13 protein-coding genes and 1 riboswitch are annotated in these 24152 nt (G+C 47.4%); of the genes, 10 read left to right on the top strand and 3 right to left on the bottom strand.

All coding sequences use genetic code 11. The annotated features are described in order from the left end of the window. Positions 1–637 (top strand): transposase (locus CWB99_RS10305; RefSeq protein WP_138553110.1); only part of this gene is annotated, 637 nt, incomplete at its 5' end. A gap of 1195 nt (positions 638–1832) precedes the next feature. Here CWB99_RS10305 and CWB99_RS10310 read toward each other — a convergent pair. Beyond that, positions 1833–2858 carry a fibrinogen-like YCDxxxxGGGW domain-containing protein gene (locus CWB99_RS10310; RefSeq protein WP_212748510.1) on the bottom strand — a complete coding sequence of 342 codons (1026 nt, stop codon included), beginning with the start codon at positions 2856–2858 and terminating at the stop codon, positions 1833–1835. A gap of 566 nt (positions 2859–3424) precedes the next feature. On the opposite strand from CWB99_RS10310, the gene CWB99_RS10315 reads away from it, so the two are divergent. The 4 genes from CWB99_RS10315 (at position 3425) to CWB99_RS10330 (ending at position 9448) form a co-directional block, all read left to right on the top strand. Beyond that, a complete protein-coding gene (locus CWB99_RS10315) occupies positions 3425–3787 on the top strand; it encodes a hypothetical protein (RefSeq protein ID WP_138553111.1) in 363 nt (120 codons plus the stop codon). Between the two features lie 300 nt (positions 3788–4087). Next, complete coding sequence (locus tag CWB99_RS10320) at positions 4088–5944, top strand: flavin monoamine oxidase family protein (RefSeq protein ID WP_138553112.1); 1857 nt, start codon at positions 4088–4090, stop codon at positions 5942–5944. Beyond that, a complete protein-coding gene (locus CWB99_RS10325) occupies positions 5931–7673 on the top strand; it encodes an alpha-keto acid decarboxylase family protein (RefSeq protein ID WP_138553113.1) in 1743 nt (580 codons plus the stop codon). Before CWB99_RS10320 ends, CWB99_RS10325 begins: the two co-directional genes overlap by 14 nt. Before the next feature lie 14 nt (positions 7674–7687). After that, positions 7688–9448, top strand: a complete 1761-nt coding sequence (locus tag CWB99_RS10330) for an FAD-binding oxidoreductase (protein ID WP_138553114.1) — start codon at positions 7688–7690, stop codon at positions 9446–9448. A gap of 440 nt (positions 9449–9888) precedes the next feature. Here CWB99_RS10330 and CWB99_RS10335 read toward each other — a convergent pair whose 3' ends face one another. Together CWB99_RS10335 and CWB99_RS10340 are read right to left on the bottom strand one after the other, a co-directional pair. After that, entirely contained in the window at positions 9889–14643 is a 4755-nt protein-coding gene (locus CWB99_RS10335; protein WP_171045310.1) for an NACHT and WD40 repeat domain-containing protein, read from the bottom strand. A 154-nt stretch (positions 14644–14797) separates the two neighbouring features. Then, on the bottom strand, positions 14798–15568 hold the full coding sequence (locus CWB99_RS10340; RefSeq protein ID WP_138553116.1) for a class I SAM-dependent methyltransferase: 771 nt from the start codon (positions 15566–15568) through the stop codon (positions 14798–14800). A gap of 267 nt (positions 15569–15835) precedes the next feature. On the opposite strand from CWB99_RS10340, the gene CWB99_RS10345 reads away from it, so the two are divergent. The 5 genes from CWB99_RS10345 to CWB99_RS10365 all read left to right on the top strand — a co-directional run bounded on the left by CWB99_RS10345 (position 15836) and on the right by CWB99_RS10365 (position 24135). Then, complete coding sequence (locus CWB99_RS10345) at positions 15836–16258, top strand: hypothetical protein (protein ID WP_138553117.1); 423 nt, start codon at positions 15836–15838, stop codon at positions 16256–16258. After that, a complete protein-coding gene (locus CWB99_RS10350; protein WP_138553118.1) occupies positions 16215–16847 on the top strand; it encodes a hypothetical protein in 633 nt (210 codons plus the stop codon). Before CWB99_RS10345 ends, CWB99_RS10350 begins: the two co-directional genes overlap by 44 nt. 54 nt (positions 16848–16901) lie before the next feature. Next, positions 16902–18362 (top strand): hypothetical protein, encoded by a 1461-nt coding sequence (locus CWB99_RS10355; protein ID WP_138553119.1) that lies wholly within the window; start codon positions 16902–16904, stop codon positions 18360–18362. A gap of 475 nt (positions 18363–18837) precedes the next feature. Further along, positions 18838–18920, top strand: a riboswitch (cyclic di-GMP riboswitch). Between the two features lie 232 nt (positions 18921–19152). Further along, on the top strand, positions 19153–20952 hold the full coding sequence (locus CWB99_RS10360) for a cellulose binding domain-containing protein (RefSeq protein ID WP_138553120.1): 1800 nt from the start codon (positions 19153–19155) through the stop codon (positions 20950–20952). 12 nt (positions 20953–20964) lie between these two features. Then, the gene (locus CWB99_RS10365) at positions 20965–24135 is read left to right on the top strand and encodes a DUF1592 domain-containing protein (protein WP_138553121.1); all 3171 of its coding nucleotides are present in this window, start codon (positions 20965–20967) and stop codon (positions 24133–24135) included. Positions 24136–24152: the final 17 nt, after the last annotated feature.

The raw sequence follows: 24152 nt of genomic DNA on the forward strand, positions 1-24152 counted from the left end.
CGAACTTAATCCGTCCGAGCGTTTGATGCTTGACGATATTATCGAGAAGTATAGGGAGAGACTTGCGAGCATTAGCTGGTTTATGAGAGTACTGAACGAAAACATTGCCCGCCGGGCCAACAAAGAAGACGGCTGTACAGGCCGGTTCTGGGAGGGCAGATTTAAGTCCCAGGCACTACTCGATGAAGCCGCTCTGGCAGCCTGTATGGCCTATGTTGACCTCAATCCAATCCGAGCCAAAATGGCCAGCACACCCGAAGCATCTGAGTTCACCAGTATCAAAAAGCGTATTGAACACGCACAGCAAGGCAAGCAACCAGAGCGTCTTCTTCGCTTCGCTGGCAACCCCAGACAAAACATGCCCAAAGGATTACCCTTTGAGCTTAAATACTACATTGAACTGGTTGAACTTACAGGCCGATACGTTCGTGCAGACAAGCGAGGTCACATCTACGAAACCCAGCCTATTCTCGCTCGATTACAAATAGAGCCAGAAAACTGGCTAAAACTCACTACACGATTTACCAAAATGTTCCTTGGTGCCGTAGGCAGGCGACAGGCAATGACTGAATACTGCGCACATCTGCAAAAAAGGCGACGCCCCAATCTGACTAATTGTGAGCGCTTATTGGGCTAGCATAAGCCACTATCAAGCTCAAATGATGACTGTCACACCCAAGCAGCGCTTAACCGTGCTACGTAGTATGCAAAAACTACGGTTTCTAATGAAATTCCTCACCCATGAAGCCGCCTCTCGCGGTTTCTCGCTTATTTAAACCTATATAGGACCCACATTCATCAACTGAGAATCTAAATAACGCTGGGTGTCTGTGTTTTATGTTTTACTGCTTTGGGGTAGAGACCCACAGGAAATCTATACTCGGCTTAACATCGGTGAGGCGTCTATATGTGTGTTTTTCACAGTATTTTTGATATATGATTGTAATGGGTGAGAAGACCATCATTGGGATATAAAATGATAGCAAAGATAGCTTTACCTTTAATTTTTTATCATCAAGTGCGTTTGCAGGAAGCTACACATTTAAAGGAACAATCAACTCTATCGTATGTCATGCAGATAATATATCGCCAATCTGCCATGTTAAGGTCAATGGTACTCCGGCAAATATAGGTTGTGGAACTTCAAGTTGGCACTACACATTTGACGCCACCACTACAGAGGGACAAAACTTCTTGTCTATTCTCCTAGCTGCTCAATTATCAGGTAAAACCATTAGTCTTGCTGGGCAAGGTACGTGTAACTTAACTAGAGGCAGTGCTGATTTAAGGCATGTGATTATTACCACCGAAAATTGACACTGACGTGACGTCAAAGAATTTCAAAAACCTAATAGGTTGCATGACCCCAAAGTGCTCTACTGGACAGCACTCATATCAGGCTTGAATACACGCGAGGCTTTCTTCACCGTTCCGCCTCTCTAAACGCCTTGTGCCTGAAAACTGGCTCAAACTCACCACACGATTAACCAAAAAGGCGCACCAGATCGTAATTTCATACTCACTGTCTCACCAGTTTACTTCGGTGTGGTGTTTAGGTAGATCCCGGCTCGCTCGCGTCCGGGATGACGGCGTTGTTTGTCAGTTTTACTGCTAATGAGAAGCTAAGGCATGGATTTAAACGAACTGTGTGCGTGCATCGACCATAATCGGCTACTCGAAAAGTAGCGAGAAAGTCACATTCGAAACAGCCATCCTCCATACATCAATTTTGTGTGGGTGTCCTCCGAAACTTCTTGTTAGGTGGCTGTCCTGATAAACATTCGTAGTCACAGTTTTGACGGCCTGTACTAGGCTATCGCCACCTCAATAAACTAGCGCATCCAGAGCAATGCCCACTGAGTACCGTTTGGTTCTTTACTACCGGTACACAAAGCAGATCCCATAGAGCCTGGTTTATAGGTGCCACGTGCGGCCCAGCAATAAGAACTATCAAGTGCTGCCTGCCAGCCTATTCTAGAGGGATCATTGGATAATGTGGGGGACCAAGAGGCGGGTTCTACACAGCCTGGATATTCAATGCCGTTTTGCACGTAGGTACTCCTACAAGTTGGTACGTCGATAAATTTAGGCGCACTTTCTACTCGGTCCTGATATCCCCAGGAAGAACGAATTTTTTCCAAATCAGACGTTGTCAGATTATTTCCGAAAGCGTACTTACCATCTGCACATGCAGTTTGCGAACAGGAGATTTGCTCTCGCGCATCAGAAAATGGACTTAAGTCTTTCTGGAAGAGCCACAGTTTGGTTGGATCATTCGGATTGGTTTCTGGTTCCGTACCATAGTCTGCAACTCGAGCCATGCCTCCAGGTGCTGTCTTTGGATAGCTGCCGACTAAGGTCCAGCCACCATCATCTGTTGTCATATCACAATAAACAGAAAGCGTTTCGCCACTTTTTGTACTAATGTCGTAAACACCGTCACCCATACTCATACCAGCGAGCAAAATGTCGTTACATGAGTAATAAGAACCCGGATCATTGGCTCTAAGTCGCCAATCACCCTGAGTATCTTTATTAGAATACCAAGTACCACTATAGTCACTAATATTAGTCTGAGAACCTACATAGTAACGGATTTCACCGCTCATCGGCGTAGTTATCTGGAAGCTAACTAGCTTACCGTTAGAAATGGTCGAGCCGGATAATATACTCCCCGTAACTTCGGCGATAAAGTGACTCGCGTCACCTTTAAAGTCGTAGCTTTTATATAAAACATTGTTAAGTTGACCATCTAGCGTCTGATCATATTCTAAAGTGTATTGTGCATTGAATTCGGTTTGGGCAGCCGTGGCTGTGCTTAGCATGGCTAAGCCGATAGCAAGAGTTAGCTTGTTCATAAAGTTCCTTATATAGTTCTAATAGTCCGTATCTAATTCTAAGATGACTGGTTGTGCAGACGGAACCGACCTTCATGATATTGAACACAAATCATAAACGTAAGTCCCTGTCTAACAGAGCGATTTTAGCAACAGTCTATATGTGGCGCAATGCAGTTGAGCTTGGAGGGCCAGGTAAACACATTGTCTTTTAAACGCTTATAAAACCAATTTGTTCACTTGCAAACCCAGCTCTAATTTATGGCATGCTAACTAAAGTTATACCAATTTTCTTAATTAAGTGTTCTATTTTGAGGCGAGAAAATATGGTCGATAACAAGGCAAAGATTTGCGAACTCATACCTTAGGTAAAGGTTCTAAATGAGAAATCTTTAACACAGTTAGCGTCATATTTGCTCCTTCAAATTGAACAGGTATTAAGTGAAATTGGTATTAATCAGCCTGAGAAAACATCTCGGGCGTTCAATCCGGACCATTAGAATACTCGCTTGAAGATTCACTAACCTATAGCGCTATGACGCAAGTAAGCTATCCTGAGTAATGTTTAAAGGATGAAAAGGTGGTCTATGCAACAAATACTTAAGCTCTTACTGTCCATTGTAATCGTGGTCATTACCTTTATCGCTTCTGCAACCCTTGCGGGCATGATGGCCGAATATGCGGGTTGGTGGAAAAAACCCGTGATAGGTGGCGTGGCGGCAGCCTGTGTGGTGCTTTCAGGTTATTGGAGCGCCCCCGGCCATAAATTGTATTTTGCCGCAGCCTGGTTGGTGATTGGGGCAGTCGTGGCGGGGGTGATGTCAGAGGTATTTATGTATGGAGAAGATGCGAATACGCAGGTGCCTTTATATATCACCTACGCCAGCGGTTTCGCCACTTTAGCAATTTGCTGGGTCTGGGAGCGCAAACAATTTGCGCCAGACCAATAACACGGATTGATAATCTAAGCCCTTGCGTTTACGGGCTTTAACTTTCAGGCTGTAACGCTGCACACCGGCTTTTGAATCAATCATTCAGCGCTGATAAAAATGCACAAACTCAAAGGGGCTGTCCTTTCTTCAAACTCTTCCTAAGCGCCGAGGATAGTGTTCAATTTTTAACATTTAACATAGCTGTCTACACAACTCTATACTCACTTAATGCGCCACCACCACTTGTAACTGTGTGTAATAGATAAAACTCTGGCCCTGAAATATGCTCCTAAAGCAAAACTTAAAGGAGCATATAAAATGAACAGTGAAATAGATGTTGCCATTGTGGGTGGCGGTGTGTCGGGCGTATATAGTGCCTGGCGTTTACAACAAGCGTATGGAAACACAAAGAAAATAGAACTGTTTGAGTATAGCAACCGGATAGGTGGCCGACTATACAGTCGCACATTGCCGGGTTTACCTAACGTTGTTGCGGAGCTTGGCGGGATGCGATATATCCCGGATGAGCACATTATGGTAAGCACTTTGGTGGATGAGCTTGAGCTAAAAACCAAAGACTTTCCCATGGGCTCTAAATTACCCTTATACCCTTCTGACAAGGCAAGCTCTGTTGAGGCTGGCAGCGAAAACAATTTATTTTACCTGCGTGGGCAGTACTTCAGATACCGTGATTTTGCCGAGTGTCCAGACAAAATTCCCTACAACTTAGAAGAAACTGAGCGCGGCTATGGCCCGGAAGACCTGCAAGTTAAAGTCATGAACTTAATTTGCCCAGGCTTTGCCGATATGTCTTTATCTGAGCAGATGAAAGTAAAAGTATTTGGCAAAGAGATATGGAAGTTCGGCTTTTGGAACCTGCTTGAGCATGTGCTAAGCAACGAAGCATACCTGTTTATGAAAGAAGCGGGTGGTTACGATGCCAACGTGGCCAATGCAAGCGCGGTCACACAGCTGCCTGCAACAGAGTACAGCGACGATACGGTGTTTAAAACCTTAAAAGACGGCTTTCAGGCGTTGCCACTTAAGTTATGCAAAGAGTTTGAAGCGGCCAACGGTTGCGTTCATAAGCTCAAACGTTTAGTTAAGATAGAAATTCACAAGGGGTGTGAACATGGCTACGAGCTCATTTTTCAACCCATGATGGAAACCGACAGTGGCCAGGTGGTCGACGCAGATGAACCCACTCAACGTGTAAAAGCAAAACAGATCATTCTTGCGATGCCAAGACGCTCCCTTGAATTGATTGAGTCAGAGTTTTTTGAAAACCCCTGGTTAAAAGAAAATATCCCGTCGGTCTTGATCCAAAAAGCGATCAAGATGTTTATGGCATACGAGCAACCCTGGTGGCGCAGCCTGGGACTGGTAGCAGGTCGCTCAGTGACCGATTTACCCATTCGCCAGACTTACTATATGGGCACCGAATGTGACCAACAAGAATGCGTTGAGTTTGAGGTGAATGAGCAAGGCCAACAAATCTGTAAAACACTAAAAACCTATGGCGAGCCAAATACCAATTCTTTGTTAATGGCTTCATACAACGATATTGGCACTATCCCCTACTGGAAAGGGCTGGAAAAGGGCGAGCATTACCCGGGCTTTGTACCAGCTTACGGCTGTGAAGGTTTTGGCAGCAACGAAATTGTGCCTAAAAATCAGTATCAAATCACCACCAGTATGGTCGAAGCGGCGCATCGTCAAATTCAGGCTTTACACAATCAAAAAGCTTTGCCTATGCCTTACTCCGCGATTTACCAGGAATGGGGCGACGACCCGTACGGCGGTGGCTGGCACGAATGGAAAGCCAATTATCGGCTTGACGAGATCATGTGCAGAATGCGCCACCCTGTTGAAGAGGAAGATATTTATATTGTCGGTGAAGCTTACTCCTATGAGCAGGGTTGGGTTGAAGGCGCGCTTAATACAGCGGAATCGACATTGGCGCAATTTTTTGGCCTGCCGACACCGCAATGGTTAACCAAAGACGAAGCACAATATGAGGAATGGTTGAAAACTCACCACAACTACCTCCCCGTGGATTGTACTAACGGATGTAGCCCAGGCACGGTTCAAAATGAGCAACCGAATGCAAACCCAGACACGCTCAACGAGATCACTGAATTTGCTTACAGGGGGATCAACCATGAGTACCAATAATTATACGGTTGCATATCACCTGCTTCGTCGCCTCAAACAGTTTGGACTCGACAAGGTATTTCAAGTGCCGGGAGACTATGTACAAGAGTTTATGACCACGTTAGATAACTTTGATGGTATTGACGCGGTTGGGGATGTGACTGAGCTGGGAGCTGGGTATGCGGCGGAAGGATATGCCAGATACAAAGGCATTGGCGCGGTGTCTGTGCAATATGGCGTGGGCACATTTAGTGTGTTAAACGCCATTGCCGGTGCCTATGTAGAGCGCAACCCTGTTGTGGTCATCTCGGCGAGCCCTTCGGCCGATAACCGTGTGGACATTGAAGAAACGGGGGTACTGTTTCATCACTCAACCGGGGACTACAGCGCCGATAAAAAGGTCTTTGAAAACGTGACGGTTGCCAGCGAGATATTGGCTGACGCGCAATCGGCTCCCGCTATTATCGATAATGCCCTGCAATTGGCAATGAGTGAAAAAAGGCCCATTTACTTAGAAGCGTGGCAAAACGTATGGGGAGCAGAATGCCCCAGGCCTGAAGGTGATTTAGTTATTCCACCTCTGGCCGCTAATCCAGCCATGATGACATCATTGTTAGACAAAGTAATCACCCGGCTCAAAGCCGCAAAGAACCCCGTTGTGCTGCTGGGTATTGAGCTTGCGCGGCTCGGTTTGCAGGAGCAGGTCGTTACGCTTTTAGGCAAACTCAACATCCCCTACACCACAACCACGCTGGCAAAATCGGTCATCAGTGAAACCCAAGGCGTTGGCAAAGAGCTTTTTGTAGGCACATACGCAGGCGAAGCGTCCTGGCAGGATACGTTTAACTTTGTAAGCGAGAGCGATTGTATTTTGGCGCTGGGTGCTATTTTCACGGACGACTATCTCACCATGTTAAAAACCCAAGGCAACGACCTTGTCAGAGTGAATATGAATGTCGCTCGGGTGGGCGAAAGTGAGCAACTTAGCGGCATTAATCTGGCCCAGTTTATAGATGAATTGAACCGTTATATTGACTGCCACCCGCTACAACTCAACAGCCAGCTGCCTGCCATTCGTAATCTGTACGTAACCGAAGATGTCGACAGCAACGCAAACATTACCTACGACAACTTTTTCAGTGTTTATCAAAAGCAATTGCAAACCTGTGAGACGGTTCGTGATTATAACCTGGTATTAGGCGAAAGCTCGTCCTTATATATGGCTGCTCGTTTAACTGGCCTGGCAGAAAATCGCTTTGTGAGTGATGCGGCCTGGGGCTCTTTGGGTCATGAAACAGGCTGTTCATTGGGCACCGGCCTGGCCGATGATAAGCGTAGCGTGGTGGTTGCCGGTGATGGGGGCTTTATGATGATGTGCCAAACCCTCTCCTCCATTAGCCACTATAACCTCAATACCGTGGTGTTTGTGATGAACAATCAGGTATACGCCATAGAGCAATCGTTTGTCGATATCTGTGCCTTTACCCCTGCGGCTGATTTTGCGCCATTCGATAAACTTCATCACTGGAACTATGATTCACTGGCAAGTGCATATCGCGTTAATTACTTAAAGGTCGAAAAAGTCAGCGACCTGGACGATGTTTTTTCTGCCATTAAGCAGCACCCAACATCGCCTTATTTAGTTGAAGTAAAAATAGCTGAAAAAGATCTTGCCCCGGCAATACAAGATTTAGCAGAAGCGATCACGGGTACTAAGGTAAGCGACTGCACATGCCAAAAGACTATGTGAACAAGGACATGATTATGACTGAACAATGTAATAAACCCATTCCAGAGTGCCAACTGGAAGAAGCGCAAAAACGCATCGCGCATTACTGGCAAACAACCCAAAACTACATCACTGCGCTTGAAGAAAAGCACAACTTTGAAGCCGACCAACTACTGACTCTGCTACCTTGCGGCGATACCAGTATGGAGCGCTTTAATAACTATCAAATTAATGCCTTGATCTTCAATACCCGCTTGCAGTTTTCTCCATCGGTCATTGTTATGTGTAAACATACCGATGATGTTATGAACGCCTACAAAGAAGCAATTGAGCATAATTTACCCATTCGAGTGCGCTCGGGTGGTCACGATCACGAAGGCGAATGCACGGGGACGGATGTTGTCTTGCTCGATTTAAGCGGGCTAAAAGACTTTTCGATTGAAAAAGGTAAGGATAGCTATATCGCTCGTATCGGTTCTGGCTATCGTTTTTACCAGCTTGTACCAAAGCTTGCCAAACCAGAGGACAAAAGTATTCCGCCTTTAACCATCCCGCACGGTACCTGTGCAACGGTTGGGTTAGCAGGTTATATTCAAGGCGGTGGCTGGGGACCATGGACAAGAGCACATGGCATGTGTTGCGAATCGCTTGTGGGTGCAACGGTCATTTTGCAAGATGGTTCAAAAGTGAATGTGTCGGAAACAGAGCACAGTGACATACTCTGGGCGCTACGTGGTGGTGGCGCATTAAGCTATGGCATAGTCACTGAATTTCGAGTGAAAGCGTTTGAGCTACCCGAAGAGATCCATCGATTTGAAATTCACTGGAACAATCCGAAAGGAGATTCCACTGATCTGAAAACATGGGACTTGTTGACGCAATGGGAAAATGCCATTAATGACCCAAGCACGGAACAATTGGTTGGCACTAACCTTAAAATTAACGCCATTGCAGATAAGTCGGTGGCCTGTGAAAAGGACTTAGAGCACCCAAGCACCATGTATGGCTACTGGCAGGGCACAGAATGTGAACTGCTCAGCTTTGGCAAAAAGTACTTTCCAACATCAAGAATAGTGGTAACAGGTAAAGATACCAAAGACAGCTACAGCGCAGCCCTAATGTCTGACTGGTCACGAAATACGTTGGCTAACTTAGCGACGGCCGGGGTTAAACAAGGCTTAGTTGCCAATACCAATGGCACACCGTTTACCCCTGATTTTGATGCGCCAGCGCCTCATAAAATTACGTCAAAAGTGGTACGCGAAAGCGGTCTCACTGAGCAAGGAAAGAGACAGCTGTTGCGCTCATTAACCTCGTCTTTGCTGTTTGATGAGAATGCGCCATTGGGTTTATTTAGTTATGTGACACTAGGCGCGATTGCAGGCAAATTCTACGCCGATGAATCTAGTGTTGGTGCCTTACGTCGAGTTGCATTCCCGTATTCTAAAGCACAGTACACCATTCAATATCAAACTTGGTGGAATACAGAGTTGAAGTACGACGGGCAAGACGACAGCAAAATGCTGGGCCAGGAGAACCCGGTATATCGCTTTGTAAACAGAGCGCTTGATTGGATAGAAGTCAGCCGCGATACTTCCATTGAAGGTGCCTACGGCGCGTTTATCAGCTTCAAAGATGCCTCAATTCCAACCAAAACTTACTTTCAGGAAAGTTATGAGGAATTGATCAGAATAAAAGAAAAGTACTCCGGCTTTGAAGTACAGCCGTCTTGCAGCGGTGGAAAGGGGGTTTACATTAATTACAACCGTTTGAGAACGCGTAAAACGATTATTTAAAACCCCTTTTGTTTGAACTGTCAGAGTAGCGTGCTGAATAGCCGTGGTTCTGACAGTTCTTTTGGTTATGGACCCGCAAAACCATCATCCCGGACTTTTATGCTGCTGTGGAGCCAGATGCCCATCTGCCGTAAAGCAATCCACTCCGAGGTATTGAAGTGACTTAGTTTCAGCAACTTACAACTTCACAGATGAAGGTGGTGTTACAGGGTCATCTGGGTAAACCTGATTGGCCGTGTCTAAAGTGTGTCTGGCCATAACAATTGTGGCTATTACCACCGGCATCTGCTTCGAATCTTGCTTAGCAACGGGTGCACTTTCGTTTGATTAAAGCGCCCCCATTTTTTGGTAACTGCTTCGGCAAACTTATAGCCCAAATAACCGGTATCACAGCACGAGACCGGCACTTCTGGATATACTGTTAACGTCACCCTCTAAATTTATAGGCGGGTATTGGTTAACAGGTTATATGGCTTTGCCAGGTCCGCCCAGTCGGGATGGCTGGTCGGGTCGATAAACTCGCAGTAGCGGTTTTCCTGCGGGTTAACACCCGTCAGATATCGCCAGGACTCTCCGCCAGTCTTAATCAGCTGGTTATCCGCAAAGATAAAATAACTGTCCTCGCAAACCCTGATATCTAGCTGATAGTCTTTGTGCAGGAGCTTCAGGCCACCGCCAGCTCCCTGTAATGTTAAAAATAGCCCATCCGGACTGTAGTTTAATATCCCCCCATGCGCCTGGGTTACTTCCTGGACTTTACCACTGGCGATCTCCAGTGATTTAATCTTGCCACTTTTTCCTCTATATATCAGGGCGCTACCATCTGGGTTAAAACACAGGTTAAGTACAGGTTCACAAACCTGCGCTAATTCACTAACTTCACCACTTGCGATATCCAGCAACCAGATCCCACCGTCGTCATCACCAAGTACCAGCGAACAGCCATCCGGCCAGAAGCATAGGGACATTGTGTCTACATTGACTTTGCCTAGCTCTAGAACCTGGCCGCTGACCAGATTCACAATAGAAATTTGGTCGTCATGGTCTGCAAACGCGAGTGAGTAACCATCGGGGCTTAAACTCAGTTTCCATACATGGTCGATCTCAACTATTTCATTTTTTATACCTGTCACACACTCCAGTTTCGTTAAGGTTCCAAAATGGTCTGCACATATCAATGAGCTGCCATCCGGGCTAAAGTGCAGACTCTTGATTCTTTCTTCTATCAGAGTGACTTTGCGTGCTTTCCCTCTGGCTAGCTCCATGATATATATAACGCCATAATTCCCGACAATTGCCAGTGAGCAGCCATCCGCATCGTAAGTTAACAGAGTTATTACTTCCCCAATGCACTCAACCACCTCAATTTCACCGGTTGCCAGGTTCACTATGCGTACCCAGCCATCGCTCCCCCCAAAAGCCAGAAAACGGCCATCCGGACTATAGCTGTGGCTCTGTACACTTATCAATTGCTGTATAAGGTCACGGTACTCGTTCGTACTAATATCCAGCAAGCTCGTGTTACCGTCTATGCCCGCCAATGCTAACTGGCTGCCATCCGGACTATAGCTCAAATCAACTACTTCCCTCTCTGCCGAAACTATATTACTGATGTCTGCATGCTCAATATCTAACGTATGCACTCCGAGTGCTCCCCCGTACGTCAGCAATCGCCCGTCGGGATGGTAGTTAAGGCAAGATGTCCATTCTCTGGGCTGAACAGCCTCATCCACTGCGCCGTTAACAGTATTCAGTATATTTACCATGCCATCGTCCGAAAGAAATGCCAGTTCGCAGCCGTCCGGCCGGTAACTCAGATCCCGTATCCAGTCATAGGCTTGTGCCACCTCACGCTCTACACCTGTTTCAATACTATGCAGCCAAACCTTGTTATCACAACCAGCATAAGCCAGAGTATCGCCATCCGGGTTATAGCTCAGGGTCAATATCCTGCCTTCTGCTTTCGCAAGTTCACGTACTTTGCCGCTGTTTATATCCAGTTCGTTCACTGTGCCCCTATTGGAAAATACCAGGCTGCGACTATCCGGGCTAAAGTTCATAGCCTGTGCTCCGGAGTCTGCCTGCGCCACATCCTGAATCTGCTCGCGTTCCAAATCCAGTAAACACACCTTGCCTGCAGCAGCGAATGCCAGCCAATGACCATTTGGACTGTAACTCAGGCTCTCAACCTCTCCCTGGGTTTGCACTACCTGATGCACAACGCCACTTTCAATGACCTGGATACAAACTCCGCCTTCTTTCGCGCCAAATGCCAAAGACTTGCCATCCGGGCTAAAGCGAATCACAGGCCAGTCACTCCTTGAAGGCGGAAGCCCCAGTCGTAACCCTGAATCCAAATCAACCTGCGGCGAGGGCATAACTAGATTAAAGCGCTGTTCTGGATACGTATCAGCGCAAATCTGTGCTACATCACGACATTGCCAGAAACGGCTAAACTGCAGGCTGGCCGGTACACTTTGCGGCGAGCCAAACATACAGTGGGCAAAATGGCATTGCATCAGCCTGGCGCCACTGAACTGACAGCCTGATAAGTTGATATCGCGCCACAGAGATTGTGAGATTAAACAATCACTGAAATTTGCGCCACTCAGGTCAAGTGAATGGATGAAGTCCACCTTTTGCAGCTTAACTCCCGACCAGTCGGGGCGTATTACCTGTACAAAGTCCTGCTCTGACTGATAAGCAAAATACCACAGGTCAAAGGCCAGCTGCTTATTGTGCTGTGTACACGCCTGTTGCTGCAGCGTTTGCCATTGCCTGTCAAACTGTCGCTGATAGTGCGGATTGGCAGTAAGACGCCAGTCAATCAGAAACTGCTGTGTTTCACGGTTCAGGATTTGGTCCTGTGCTGCGAAACCTGCTGCCAGTTCCCCGGTGAAAATATCAAAGCCCTGTTGCCACTGTGGCGGTGCTGTGCGAACCAGATCGAACAGACCACAGGCTAAAAAGAATTCAAAAAAAGACGTGTGTGCAAAGCGGTAATTATCTTGCTGATCCCTGACCAGCAAACAGGCATTAAACAGGTCCTGTAACAGCTCGGAAATCCCCGCTCTGCCCTGCTGAATATCCACCTGAATTTGCGTAAACTGGCTGTAGTGTTGCTTAAACCACTCAACTAGTAACTGCTGATTAAGTTCGGTGGTTTTTTGTTGCCACATATAAACCGCAAAGCGGCTGAGCAGCTGAAACTTTTCTTGAGTGTCAATCCAGTGTTTTTCTATGTCCCGGGTCATGGCGCGCTCAAAGAGCTTTTTATACAAGGTTGCGGCATTGATATTGGGGTTGTGCTCTGCCTCACGCATCAGATCCGGGATCAGCTGGCGAATAAACTGCAGCATCACCGGTCGCTCAGACAACCCGGAAAGGTCATGCACCCGCTCAATAAATTCAACGGCCTTGTGCCCTTCCTCTTCCCCCAGCCATTTAACCAGATAACTCTGGATCTGCTCTTTGCTGAATGGCAACAGGTAATAGGTCTGAAAATTAGTAGTATCTCCGGCTTTTTCACCGGCATCATGACGATAGTACAAGTGCCTGAATGCCGACTCTTTTTCCATACTGCTGAAAAAATGGGTCCGGCAGGTGATCAGGATGCGCGAGCGAAGCGGAATTTGGCTTGGCTGCTCAAGGGGTTTATCCTGTAACCGCTGCAGATCTTGCTGATAGACCGTATCAGGGAAAATGCCAACAATCTTATTTAACAGGCCAATCTGCTGCTTGTCATTTAGCTTTTGCCCCACTTCGTCAAAGCCGTCAAAAATCAATACCGTGGGATGCTTATGTACAAACTCGATGATTTTTTCACCGGCAACCTGACTCGCTCCTGTGATTGACAACATGGTTTCGAGCAGCTTCTCAACTGGCGCATTCAGGCTGTCACTTACATCGTTAAAGGCATTCAGTAATTTTTTCAGATCCAGATAAATCGGCAATACGGCCTCACCGCGTTGCTTGGCCTGGTCATATTCGGCAGTCAGGTTGTTGGCAAGTAGCTGACAAGTGGTCGATTTACCCGCGCCAAAGTCGCCCAGCAGGTAGAAGAGTCGTGTTGTGTCTGGCGCACTACTGAGTGCCCACTCTTGCAGATAGGGCACAATTTTAATGCCGTATTCGTGGCTTATCTGCGACCCCTGTGCCGCAAGCGGATCCTCGGTATTCGGCAGCGTTTGTTGTTGTTTTGCGGCATCCATTAAACATGTGCGCACAATATCGTGTTCGCTTGAGGCGGGTGGCCTAGTGTGAAGCTTTCTGAAATGGCGGTAAAGCGCATGAACAAGCCCGCTAATGTAGCTTTGTATCTCCGTATCCGTGCCGGATTCAAGCAATTCTAGTACAGTGGCGTGCTGCCCGGGCACGGCGACCAGGTTGTTTCTGTACCTCGAATCTGCCTCCTCTTCCACGGTACTAAAAGGAGTGATAATGGCTTTTTTCCCTGTATGGTTTTTCCCCTCTTCACTCAGAAAAAAGCTGAGCTCCCGCTGACAGGGCTCAGAATACAAGTAAGAATCACAATACGGCACAACCACCGCCGCGGATTGCTCACACGCCAAATCCTGCTGAGCAACCTGATCTTCCCCCACTTCAAATCCACTCGTATCAACAAAAAGTCTGATTTTAGGATCGGTTTTGTAGTCCGCGGGTGGATGCTTGAGGGCACCTTTCAGTAAGTCGGCAAACTCGCGCTTTCTTTCGAGTACTGACTTCTTACCCCCGCGACAGTAACTGAACATTACTTGTGGTGATGTTCCCGCCATCACATCACTTGCGGTGGACTCAACAAGGTGCGCGGTATTGGGGGCACCCGACTCATTCACCCGGCGGATGGTGTCGACTGTTTGCTTGTCCACAAACTGACTCAACACGTCGTCGTTAAACTCAAAACTCAGTACCGATTTGCTGTTACTTAACCAGACTCCGGCCTGAACATCCTCGTCCGCCAGTATGTCATTGAGCTGGCTAACCCGCTTTCTGAAATTTGCACTGCTCAAGCTTCCCGAAGCGGCTTCTATCGACTCTGTCAGCTTGCTTTTTTCAAGCTGAAAACTTTGTGTTTCTTTTGCAAAATCAAGCAGCTGATGCAGGAATGAAGTTAGTGTTGTTGAAAACTCATCGCTATGGTGCGTTACAATATGACGAATATACTGAAGTTTAGAGTCGAACTGATCGGGTGACATAAACAATCCCTGCATTGAGTAATTTTTAACCCAGCCTACAGCGAGTCCGCCCTATTATCAATCACATTTTTCACGTTTTTTCACACTTTTGAGCGCAATGCCAAATTCCATTTTTAATTGCCAAGGTTAATGACTGATATCATTATAAAAGTGGCTAGTTTTTGCACGCCTTGATCGAATACAACATAGGCACCCGCTGACCCTGATACAACTTTTGGTACCCTAGCTCAGGCACAAATTCCAGCCCTTCAAAGCAATCGTATGGGCTATACGGGTGTTCAGCAAAGAGCTCAATGTTCAGACCGGCCGTTATCAATGCATTGATCACATCACTGACGGAATGGGTCCAGGTCACTGTGGTACTCTTGCTACCATCGCAGTTTTCTGTATAAGTGCCCTCTTGCTCAATATCTGGCGCACCATGAGGAAAATAAGCATAGCCTGCCAGCAAGTCATTGAATGGGTGGAACTCAATCAAGTGGAACACACCACGAGGTTTGAGCGCGCCCGCTACAGTTTGTGCCCATGCAGTTAAGTCGGGCAACCAGCACAATACGCCGTAAGAGGTAAACACAATATCAAACTGCTGTGTGTTACTTTGACCAAATTCGATTACATCGCCTTCAATAAACTCCGCTTTAAGACCAAGTGCGTCTTTGAGGCTATTTGCCTGCGCGATAGCGCTTTCAGATAGGTCCACCCCGGTAACGTCGGCGCCCAAACGTGCCCAAGACAAGGTATCCTGGCCAAAATGACATTGCAGATGCAGTAAAGATTTGCCCTGCACATCACCCACCTGTGCCAGCTCAATCGGGTTCAATGAACACTGGCCGGCCTTAAACCCAGCAACATCATAAAATTCAGATGCAACGTGCACTTTGGTTCTTTTGTCCCAGGCTGATTTATTAATGCTTAAATAATCCATGATCCTTCCATGCTTTATTATATTTTCAGGTCAACTGACAAAGCACTGTAACTTGATGCGGAGCCAGAGACAAACCGGGCACGTTGGGTAATACACAGTTGCTCGCCTCAGCACAATCACAGAGTTACCTTGATAGTCATTGACTAACAAATAAACACTTCTGATTGACAGGGCTACAAATTATGATAACTCTATACTAAGAATCTTTTTCAACCAGTAATTGCCATGAAATACAGATGCTTATATGCCATTTTTTTGATGTGCTGTATGTCAGTAACCTATGCGAGTGAGACACTGAGACCTGTTAACCTAAAACAACTACACCTGATCATTGAGCAGGCAGACAGGTTGATAGTAAAAGATCCAATAAACGCACTGGTGAAATTTGAGTCCGAAAAAAGAGAAGACTTATCAGCTTTGAAAAACAGTCTGGTAATTGAACGCCCCGAAACAGAGCGACTCTGTTTATGCGTTGGTAACCCCGTAATTTATTTCTACAAAGGTGATACAGAGCTAGGAGCTCTATCACATATTAGCGGTAATTATATACGCTTCTCACACTGGAGCAGTGATGCTTCTGTAGTCGATACAGATAAATGGCTGACCTGGTTTGATGATCGCGGCATGCCGTGGCCACGACAGATGTTTGATACGCAAAGGAAAGAGCAAGTACAAAAACCAGAAAAATGAGCAGCGCTGGCTTGGTGCAATGCCCTCGTCAATCAGAGCAGTCTGGGCTGAGGCTCTAACCCCTTATGGCACAAGAGATACACAGCGATTGATGACTCTATTCACAGCAGCATTACCAGATAAACGCCTACAGGTTCTGGCTTTGCTCGAATGGTATGGCTCCGGCGCTGGACCTTGGTCAGGTTATCCATCCTATGAGGATGTAGCAACAAAAATGCTGTTTGACTACTCAACGGCTAACATCATCTCAATCATTAATTCAACCCAGCTAAGTACAGCACAAACAGAAGGAGCAGCCAGGTTTTTTGGGGGTTGGGACTTTTCGCAAAAACGACCTGATGACCTGGACAAGGTGCCTGATAAGCTCAAGGAACAATTATGGGAGCACGTATCACCAACAATGGATAAAGATAAACTTGCCAGCCATAATCATATCCTTACGACAGGTGCACTTAATTTCGATTTCGGTGAGCCTAAGGTTGCAAAAAACCAGCGCTATAACTGCACAACATTCTCTAAATGTGTTAGCAATGCGATTGAACGCACAACGCTTACTTGTGGTCGCACAAATAATGAACGAATCAAATAGTGGGGCTATCTTATTCTGGTCATTTGATTTTGCAATATAAGGAAAGTAACAATCATGTTTAAGAATTTTGTGCATACTCGCAGCGCCAAGGGCTTGCTGAGCTGTGTGACTGTCTGCTTAGCATTAATATCTATGAACGTATGGGCGGGAGAAACAGAGACGTTTGTTGGCAAACTTAAAAATCACTACGAGAAAACCAGGTCAATTACCGCTTTTTCGCTCAATTACCACTTCTTAAATAAGCAATTCAGATCCCATGGCTATTGGGATTATCAGGTACCAAACAGAGTGATGTCGGTGCGCATGGTTGAAGTCGATCTGGATAAAAAGCATTTTTACGACAATGATATCCTGTACGGTCCGGGAGGTGAGATACTCGACCGAGTTCAGTTTCAGAATGATACACACAGTTACTTCTATGAAAAAAATGGTAACTACTTAGGCAAGCGCTACTTTAACGAAGGCTTGGGTAATTTTGACCGGTTTATGCATTACCATGCCTTTAATATCGACTTTATCGTAGTAAGACCCCTGCTCGATGAAGCCAATGTTGCAGACAATATTACCCTGCGACGTGATGAAAAAGCGGGAACAACCACGTTGACTCATAAAAATGCACTAGATCACGTCGTCGATTATGAATTTAGCAATAACTCGCTGCAATTGTTAACCATTAACAACAAAACAAGGAAGGCGCTCTATGTTTACGATGATTATCAAACAACAAGAGGCATTACGTTTGCCCGCCAGGTAAAAAAATACTACAACGGAGAAACGGTACCCGCTTACATTAGTTTCAACGACAAGTTCGAAATTATTGAGGAAGTCGACGCCTCCAAGCTTCAGCTGCCTCCGGGGTACGGACCTGAAGTTCAGGCCGGTGATGGCATCCTCGTTGCAAAAGAAATTGCAACGGGGCTTTATCTTGTTACAGACTCTGCGGCCTGGCGAAACAGTGTATTCAAAGTCAATGGCGATGAGATAACTGTGTTTGGTGCAGCAGGATACCCTGAGTTAGCGACGAAAACGATTAACTTGATCCGCGCGCAATTCCCTGAGAAAAAAATTCGCGCAATTCATGTTACACATGCTCAGGAAGCTGATATTGCCGGACTTGGCGTTTTTGCGAAGCAAGGCATAGAAATACTTGCCGATGATTATAGCATCGCGGCCATCAAAGCCTATCCGGATTTTGCCAATGATATTGAAGATTTTAAGTTTACCGTAATAAAAGACGAGCAGCTTATTAATGGCGCACGCTTTTACATACTCGAAAGTATGCACTCTAAACGACAAAGCTTTGTTCATTTCGAGCGTGAAGGGATCATATTCCAGGCCGACTTTCTTCACATCGCATACGACAATACCATTCCTAAAGTGATCCCCAATTACACCCGTGCTTTTATAGACTTTATTCGCGATAAACAACTTAAAGTGAACCGGATTGTTGGCAATTACCAAAACAACAATATTTCGCTAGAAGTGATGAATAAAACCTATAACTCACTGATGTGACGTCTCTCAGTCTTCGTCTAGCAACACCCTCGCACTGACGAAATCAAGTTCATGTGTATGGCCGGATACGTATTTTCGTTCGGCCATGTACTCGGTCATTCAATATGCTCGGCCACTTTGGACCTTGCCGACCATAGTCGCAGCCCAACAGTCGAATGTATTGCTAAGCCATGGCCAGTTGTGAGGTTACTTCAAATTGGATTTGCAAGACGCTTGAATCTCACCCATCACAGAAAGGCTCTGCATAACCGGACCAAATTTAGGACATACTTCCTGCCCCTTTTTGCACAATTGAGCCACATTGTGCACATTTCTAAAAATGAGCATAAATCATTAAATTTAAAGGACTTCACAATGATGACGGGCAAATTTTAAACAGCCTTCCTGCCTTATTTCAGGTGAAATGTGCAAATAATGTGAAAGTTGCGGTTTGGCCTTTGTGGTTATTGCAATTTTAGGCTAACTTCCACAGACAGGCTTAAAATAGCAAACCTTTCGAAAGGAAGGGACGCAAAGCTTCCGGTCTAAGGTGAGTGCTAAGATAGCGGGGTTGCTGAATGCCAACGAGTAAAAATGAAGCGTTATGTGCATACTGTTGTTTTGTATGCGCATCGCGTAGCATATTGGCATTCACGCCTATGGCATCTGTTGTCATACCGTCTACTTTTAGTCTTTCCTCATCCCTGAGCTTGTCGTTGCGATTTTAACCTGTTCATTCTGGTCGACCGCCTATTCAGCGAAGAACAGCAGGGAAACAACATGTCAGATGACAATGCTCTGGGGAATACTCATGAGACAACATAGATACAACAAGCAGCGCCGCCTTTTTAAAGTCGGGCTCTGTTTAATGGCTCTAGGACACGCTATGCCGGGCCTGGCAGCGCAGTGCGAGTTCAAGGTAAAAAATGAGTGGCAAAGCGGTTATACCGCAGAAGTCACGGTATATAACGATTCCGACGTTGCCTTAGATGGCTGGACGGTCGGGCTTGAGTTTAATCGGGGTGAGTCAATCAACAATGCCTGGCGCGCCCAACTGGGCGGCAGCAACCCCTATCAGTTTGAGAACCTCAGCTGGAACCGAAAGATAAACCCAAACTCGTCAAAGTCTTTTGGTTTTAACGTGCAAAAAGCGGCCGGGCAAACCGCCGTTACACCGGTCTTCTCTGGCATTTGCGAAAGCGGCGGGCAGGATGACAATAACGAAGTCAGTGTTGCCATTACCGCGTCTGACACCCACGCCACGGCACCTGCCACCATCCAGTTCAGCAGCGAGCTTGCCAATTCGGCCTCAGATACAGTGAGCTACCTGTGGGATTTTGGCAACGGCCACAACTCAGATGAAATGAACCCACAGCATACCTTTGAGCAGCCGGGTGATTACCAGGTGTCATTAACCATCAACGACGGCACCAATGACTACCAGGCAGCACCAATTTCACTCTCGATTGAACAAGCACAGCCAGAATCGGCACAATGTGTATTTGAAGTGGAGCAGGAATGGATCTCGGGCTTTCGCGGCAAGGTCACCATCACCAACACCGAAAGCGTGGCTATTTCAGGCTGGAAAGTCCTGATGGAATTTGCCGATAACACTAAACTGACCGGCGTCTGGCATGGCAATCACAGTGGCAATAACCCCTATGAAATTGTCAACGAGAACTACAACGGCACCATTAATCCGGGCCAGAGCTTAAACTTTGGCTTTAATGCCCAAAAGGCGCAGGAAAACGATGCCCCAACTACCCCTTCGCTAGGCGGTTTATGCTCGACAGATGGCAATATTAACCATGCGCCAACGGCCGTTGCGTCTGCCTCTGTAACCTCGGGCCAGCGCCCTTTAACGGTGAACTTTGATGGCAGTGGCTCTTCCGACCCTGATGGTGATGCCCTGACCTACAGCTGGGATTTTGGCAATGGTAATACATCCAGTGAGCCAAACCCCGCTTTTGTTTTCGATCAAACCGGTACATTTACGGTCAAATTAACGGTCAATGACGGGGTCAATACCACGGTTAGCCAGCCGATCAGCATTCAGGTCACAGAGCCGGATGTGGCGCCAATCACCGGACCATTTGAGTTAAATCCGCAAAGCTCCAGCCTGTATTTTGTCTCAACCAAGAAACAGCACGTGGTTGAAGCACATACCTTCGAAAACCTCAGTGGCAGTATTTCTGAGCAAGGGGCAGCAAGGCTCACTTTGGACCTGGCCAGTGTTAATACAGGTAACGACACCCGGGACGGCAGAATGAGGGAGCACTTATTCGATACCAGCTTATTCCCGCACGCCGAAGTACTGCTCGCCGTTGATTATGCAGCTCTGACAGCCTTACCCATTGGCAGCACTGAAAAGCAGACAGTTACCGCCACGCTCAACCTCAAAGGGGTGATAGCCGAAGTAACAGCAGACGTGGCAGTTCGCCGCCTGACACACACTAAGGTGATGGTGCAAAGCCTTGCCCCCGTACTGCTGAACGCGACAGACTTTGGCTTAGAGCCAGGTATAGAAACACTGAGAACATTGGCGAATTTATCTGTGATCAGTTACGCGGTTCCCGTGAGCTTTAACTTAGTTTTTGAAGCTCAACAATAGGAGGGAAAGAAAATGATATTCAATAATTTACCACGATTCTCTACCTTGACTCGTAGCAAATCTGCAGCACCTGCCATGGCAAAGTTTGCCGCCTGCATCAGTTTAATCGCATGCGCGCCGTTTGCTCAGGCAGCACAGTGTTCATTCAACATTCCGGATAACTGGAACAACGGCTTTAAAACCGAAATAGTCATAGAGAATGACTCGGAGCAGAGCATTAACGACTGGTCGCTCGAACTCACCTGGAACCCGGGCATCTCCCTGCAAAATAGCTGGAACGGCAATTTCGACTGTAACGACACGGGCTGTACCATCACCTCACAAGGTCATACAGTCCATGCAAATCAATCATTTGGGCTGGGCTTTGTCGCCAATAAAAACGGCCTGAGTGAAGATGTTGCCATTACCCTCAATGGCGATGTATGTAGCAACTCTGGCCCGACTACGCCGCCAGATGCGATCACAGAAACGGGGTTGTGGGCGCTGGATAGCGCTGAGTCTTCGCTCAGCTATGTCTCGGTCAAAAAAGACCATGTGGCAGAGCTGAACCAGTTTGCGTCGCAGAATAACGCCGCTCCTGCGTTGTCGGGAAGTATTGATGCCGACGGGCGCGTCACGCTGGCGGTTGATTTAAATAGTGTGTCTACCGGTGTGGATATCAGAAACAGCCGGGTAATGGATTTGCTGTTTGAAACAGAATTACTGCCAACGGCGTACTTCAGCACTCAGATTGACCCTGCGCTATTGAGCACGCTGGAAGTGGGCAATCCGACGGTTCAAACCGTTACCGGCGAGATGAGCCTGCATGGCGTTAACCATGAACTCAGCCTGGATGTGTTGGTCGTGAAGCTGACAACGGGCCATGTTAATGTCAGTACGCTTACGCCTTTGATAGTCGACAGTAAAACCTTCGATATGGACTATGGTATTGAGGCACTGCGGGTGGTCGCTAACCTGAGTGGCATTGGCGAGACCGTACCGGTTTACTTTAACCTGACCTTTTTATCAGCCGAGCAAGACGGTTTTGAGCCGGTGGATATGGCGGCTAAACCGGCTGCGCCTTCTGAGCTCAGCGCCAGTGTGCTGTCTACCGAAGCACAGGCGCAATTAAGCTGGTACGACAACAGCAATAACGAAACCAACTACCTGGTGCGTTTAAAATCGCTTGATGGCCGCTGGCACACCGCCGCTACGCTTGCCTCTAACGCCAGTTACTATGAGTCGGGTTTGCCGGAATCAGGCGAGTTTGATTACAAGGTGATTGCGCTGAACAACTCAGTGCCCTCCCAGCCCAGTAACATTGCCCGTATCACAGTCACGCAAACCGACCCCATTGCCCGTGGCATGGAGTTGTACAAAACCAACTGTGCCGGTTGTCATGGCTCTGAAGGGGGCGGTCTGGGTTCATTCCCTGCCCTTAACACAGAACGCGATGTACAGGCCATGATTGATGTGATCACCGCGACTATGCCTTATGGCGCGCCGGGAGCCTGTGATGAGCAATGTGCCACGGATATCGCGGCATATCTGCAAACCCTGTGGCCTGCACCATTAACCTGTGATGTGGGTGTCGCGCCTGTGGCATACGGTGCAAGACAGCTGAAAATCCTGACTCAAACCGAATATCAAAACACCGTAGAAGACCTGCTGGGAGTTGATTTTGAAGTGTCAGACGGCCTGTCGCCGGATTCTCAGGTGGGCTTTTTCATCAATAATACCCATGCCGCTGTGCAGCCTTCTAACTACAGCAACTACCTGCTGGTTGCCGAAGAAATCGCGCAATGGGTGGCCGATAATGGCTATTCGCCTGCTTTAAGTTGTGCTGCCATTAATGAAGACTGTGCCAACCGTTTGATTGATGAGTTAGCGCCGCAGATATTCCGCCGTCCGCTAACGCAGGATGAGGCAGACAGTTACCGGCTGATCGCAACAGGCTTTTTCAACAATAACGACGTTGCAGCGGGCATGCAGTTAGCACTGGAAGGCTTGCTGTCTTCGCCGCAGTTTATTTATCGTCATGAGTTGGGCGAAGCGAACCCGGATAACTCAGAGCTGGATTACGACGCCTTTGAGCTAACCTCGTGGGAAATGGCTACCTTCCTGTCTTATACCTTTACCGGTTCAACGCCAGATCAGCTTCTGTGGCAAGCCGCTGAGCGTGATGAGTTGCGTGATGAAGCCCATATCATTGCCCATGCAAACCGCCTGGCTGAGCAAGCCAAGCCGGTATTGGGTGACTTTGTAGGTAGCTGGTTGGGCACGGGCAGTTTAGAGGTCGCCAGTAAAGATCAGGACCACTATCCGGGCTTTGCCAATCTGGTACCCGCCATGAAAGCGGAGATCAACGAAACCTTCTCCTACATCATGACTCAGCCGGACGAAAAATTTGGCTCGCTGTATACCGCCAACTTCACGTTCGTCAACCAGTTACTGGCCAACCACTACAACATTCCCGGCGTATCGGGTGATGACATGCAAAAAGTTGAGACCACACAACGTGGGGGTATCTTAGCCAATGGTGCGTTTATGTCGCGCTGGGCAGAAGTAGACGAATCGCACCCTATCTTACGCTCGGTCAGAGTACGCCGCCGTATGCTATGCCAGGAGCAGCCCGATCCGCCAGCCGGCACCTTTGAAGCCAGAGAGCAAAGGCTTGCCGAGCTGTCTGACTTATTGCAAGACCCGACGACCACTAACCGACTCAAGTACCACAGCTTGACCGAAGGCCAGCCTTGTTCAAGTTGCCACGAAAAGTACATCAACCCGATGGGCTTTGGTATGGAAGACTTTGATGCCGTGGGCAACATCCGCAATCAAGACAACAACGGTAATGTGATCAATGCATCGGGCACCCTCTACGCCCCAGAGAAGTACGCTCAGGTCAGTGACTTTGTGCCATTCAATGGCACTAAACAGTTAGGTGCTGTGATAGCCGACCTGTCTTCAGCTCAAAGCTGCTTACCACAGCAAATGTTCCGCTACGTAATGGGTGTGGGTCATGACTCAATCGACCCGACGAGTGAAGAAGACAAGCGCCTGTCTCAGACAGAGCAGGTCGGTTATATGTGTGAAATCGACACACTGACCAACACCATGATGCAGGAAAGCCCGAGAGCCATGCTGGAGAAATTTGGTTCGCTCAAGTCGGTGCGTTATCGCAAAGCCTGGTCCAGAAGCGAGTAATGCGGGTCACAACATTA

The sequence above is a fragment of the Pseudoalteromonas rubra genome (assembly GCF_005887095.1).
GTDB classification, from domain to species: Bacteria; Pseudomonadota; Gammaproteobacteria; order Enterobacterales; family Alteromonadaceae; genus Pseudoalteromonas; species Pseudoalteromonas rubra_E.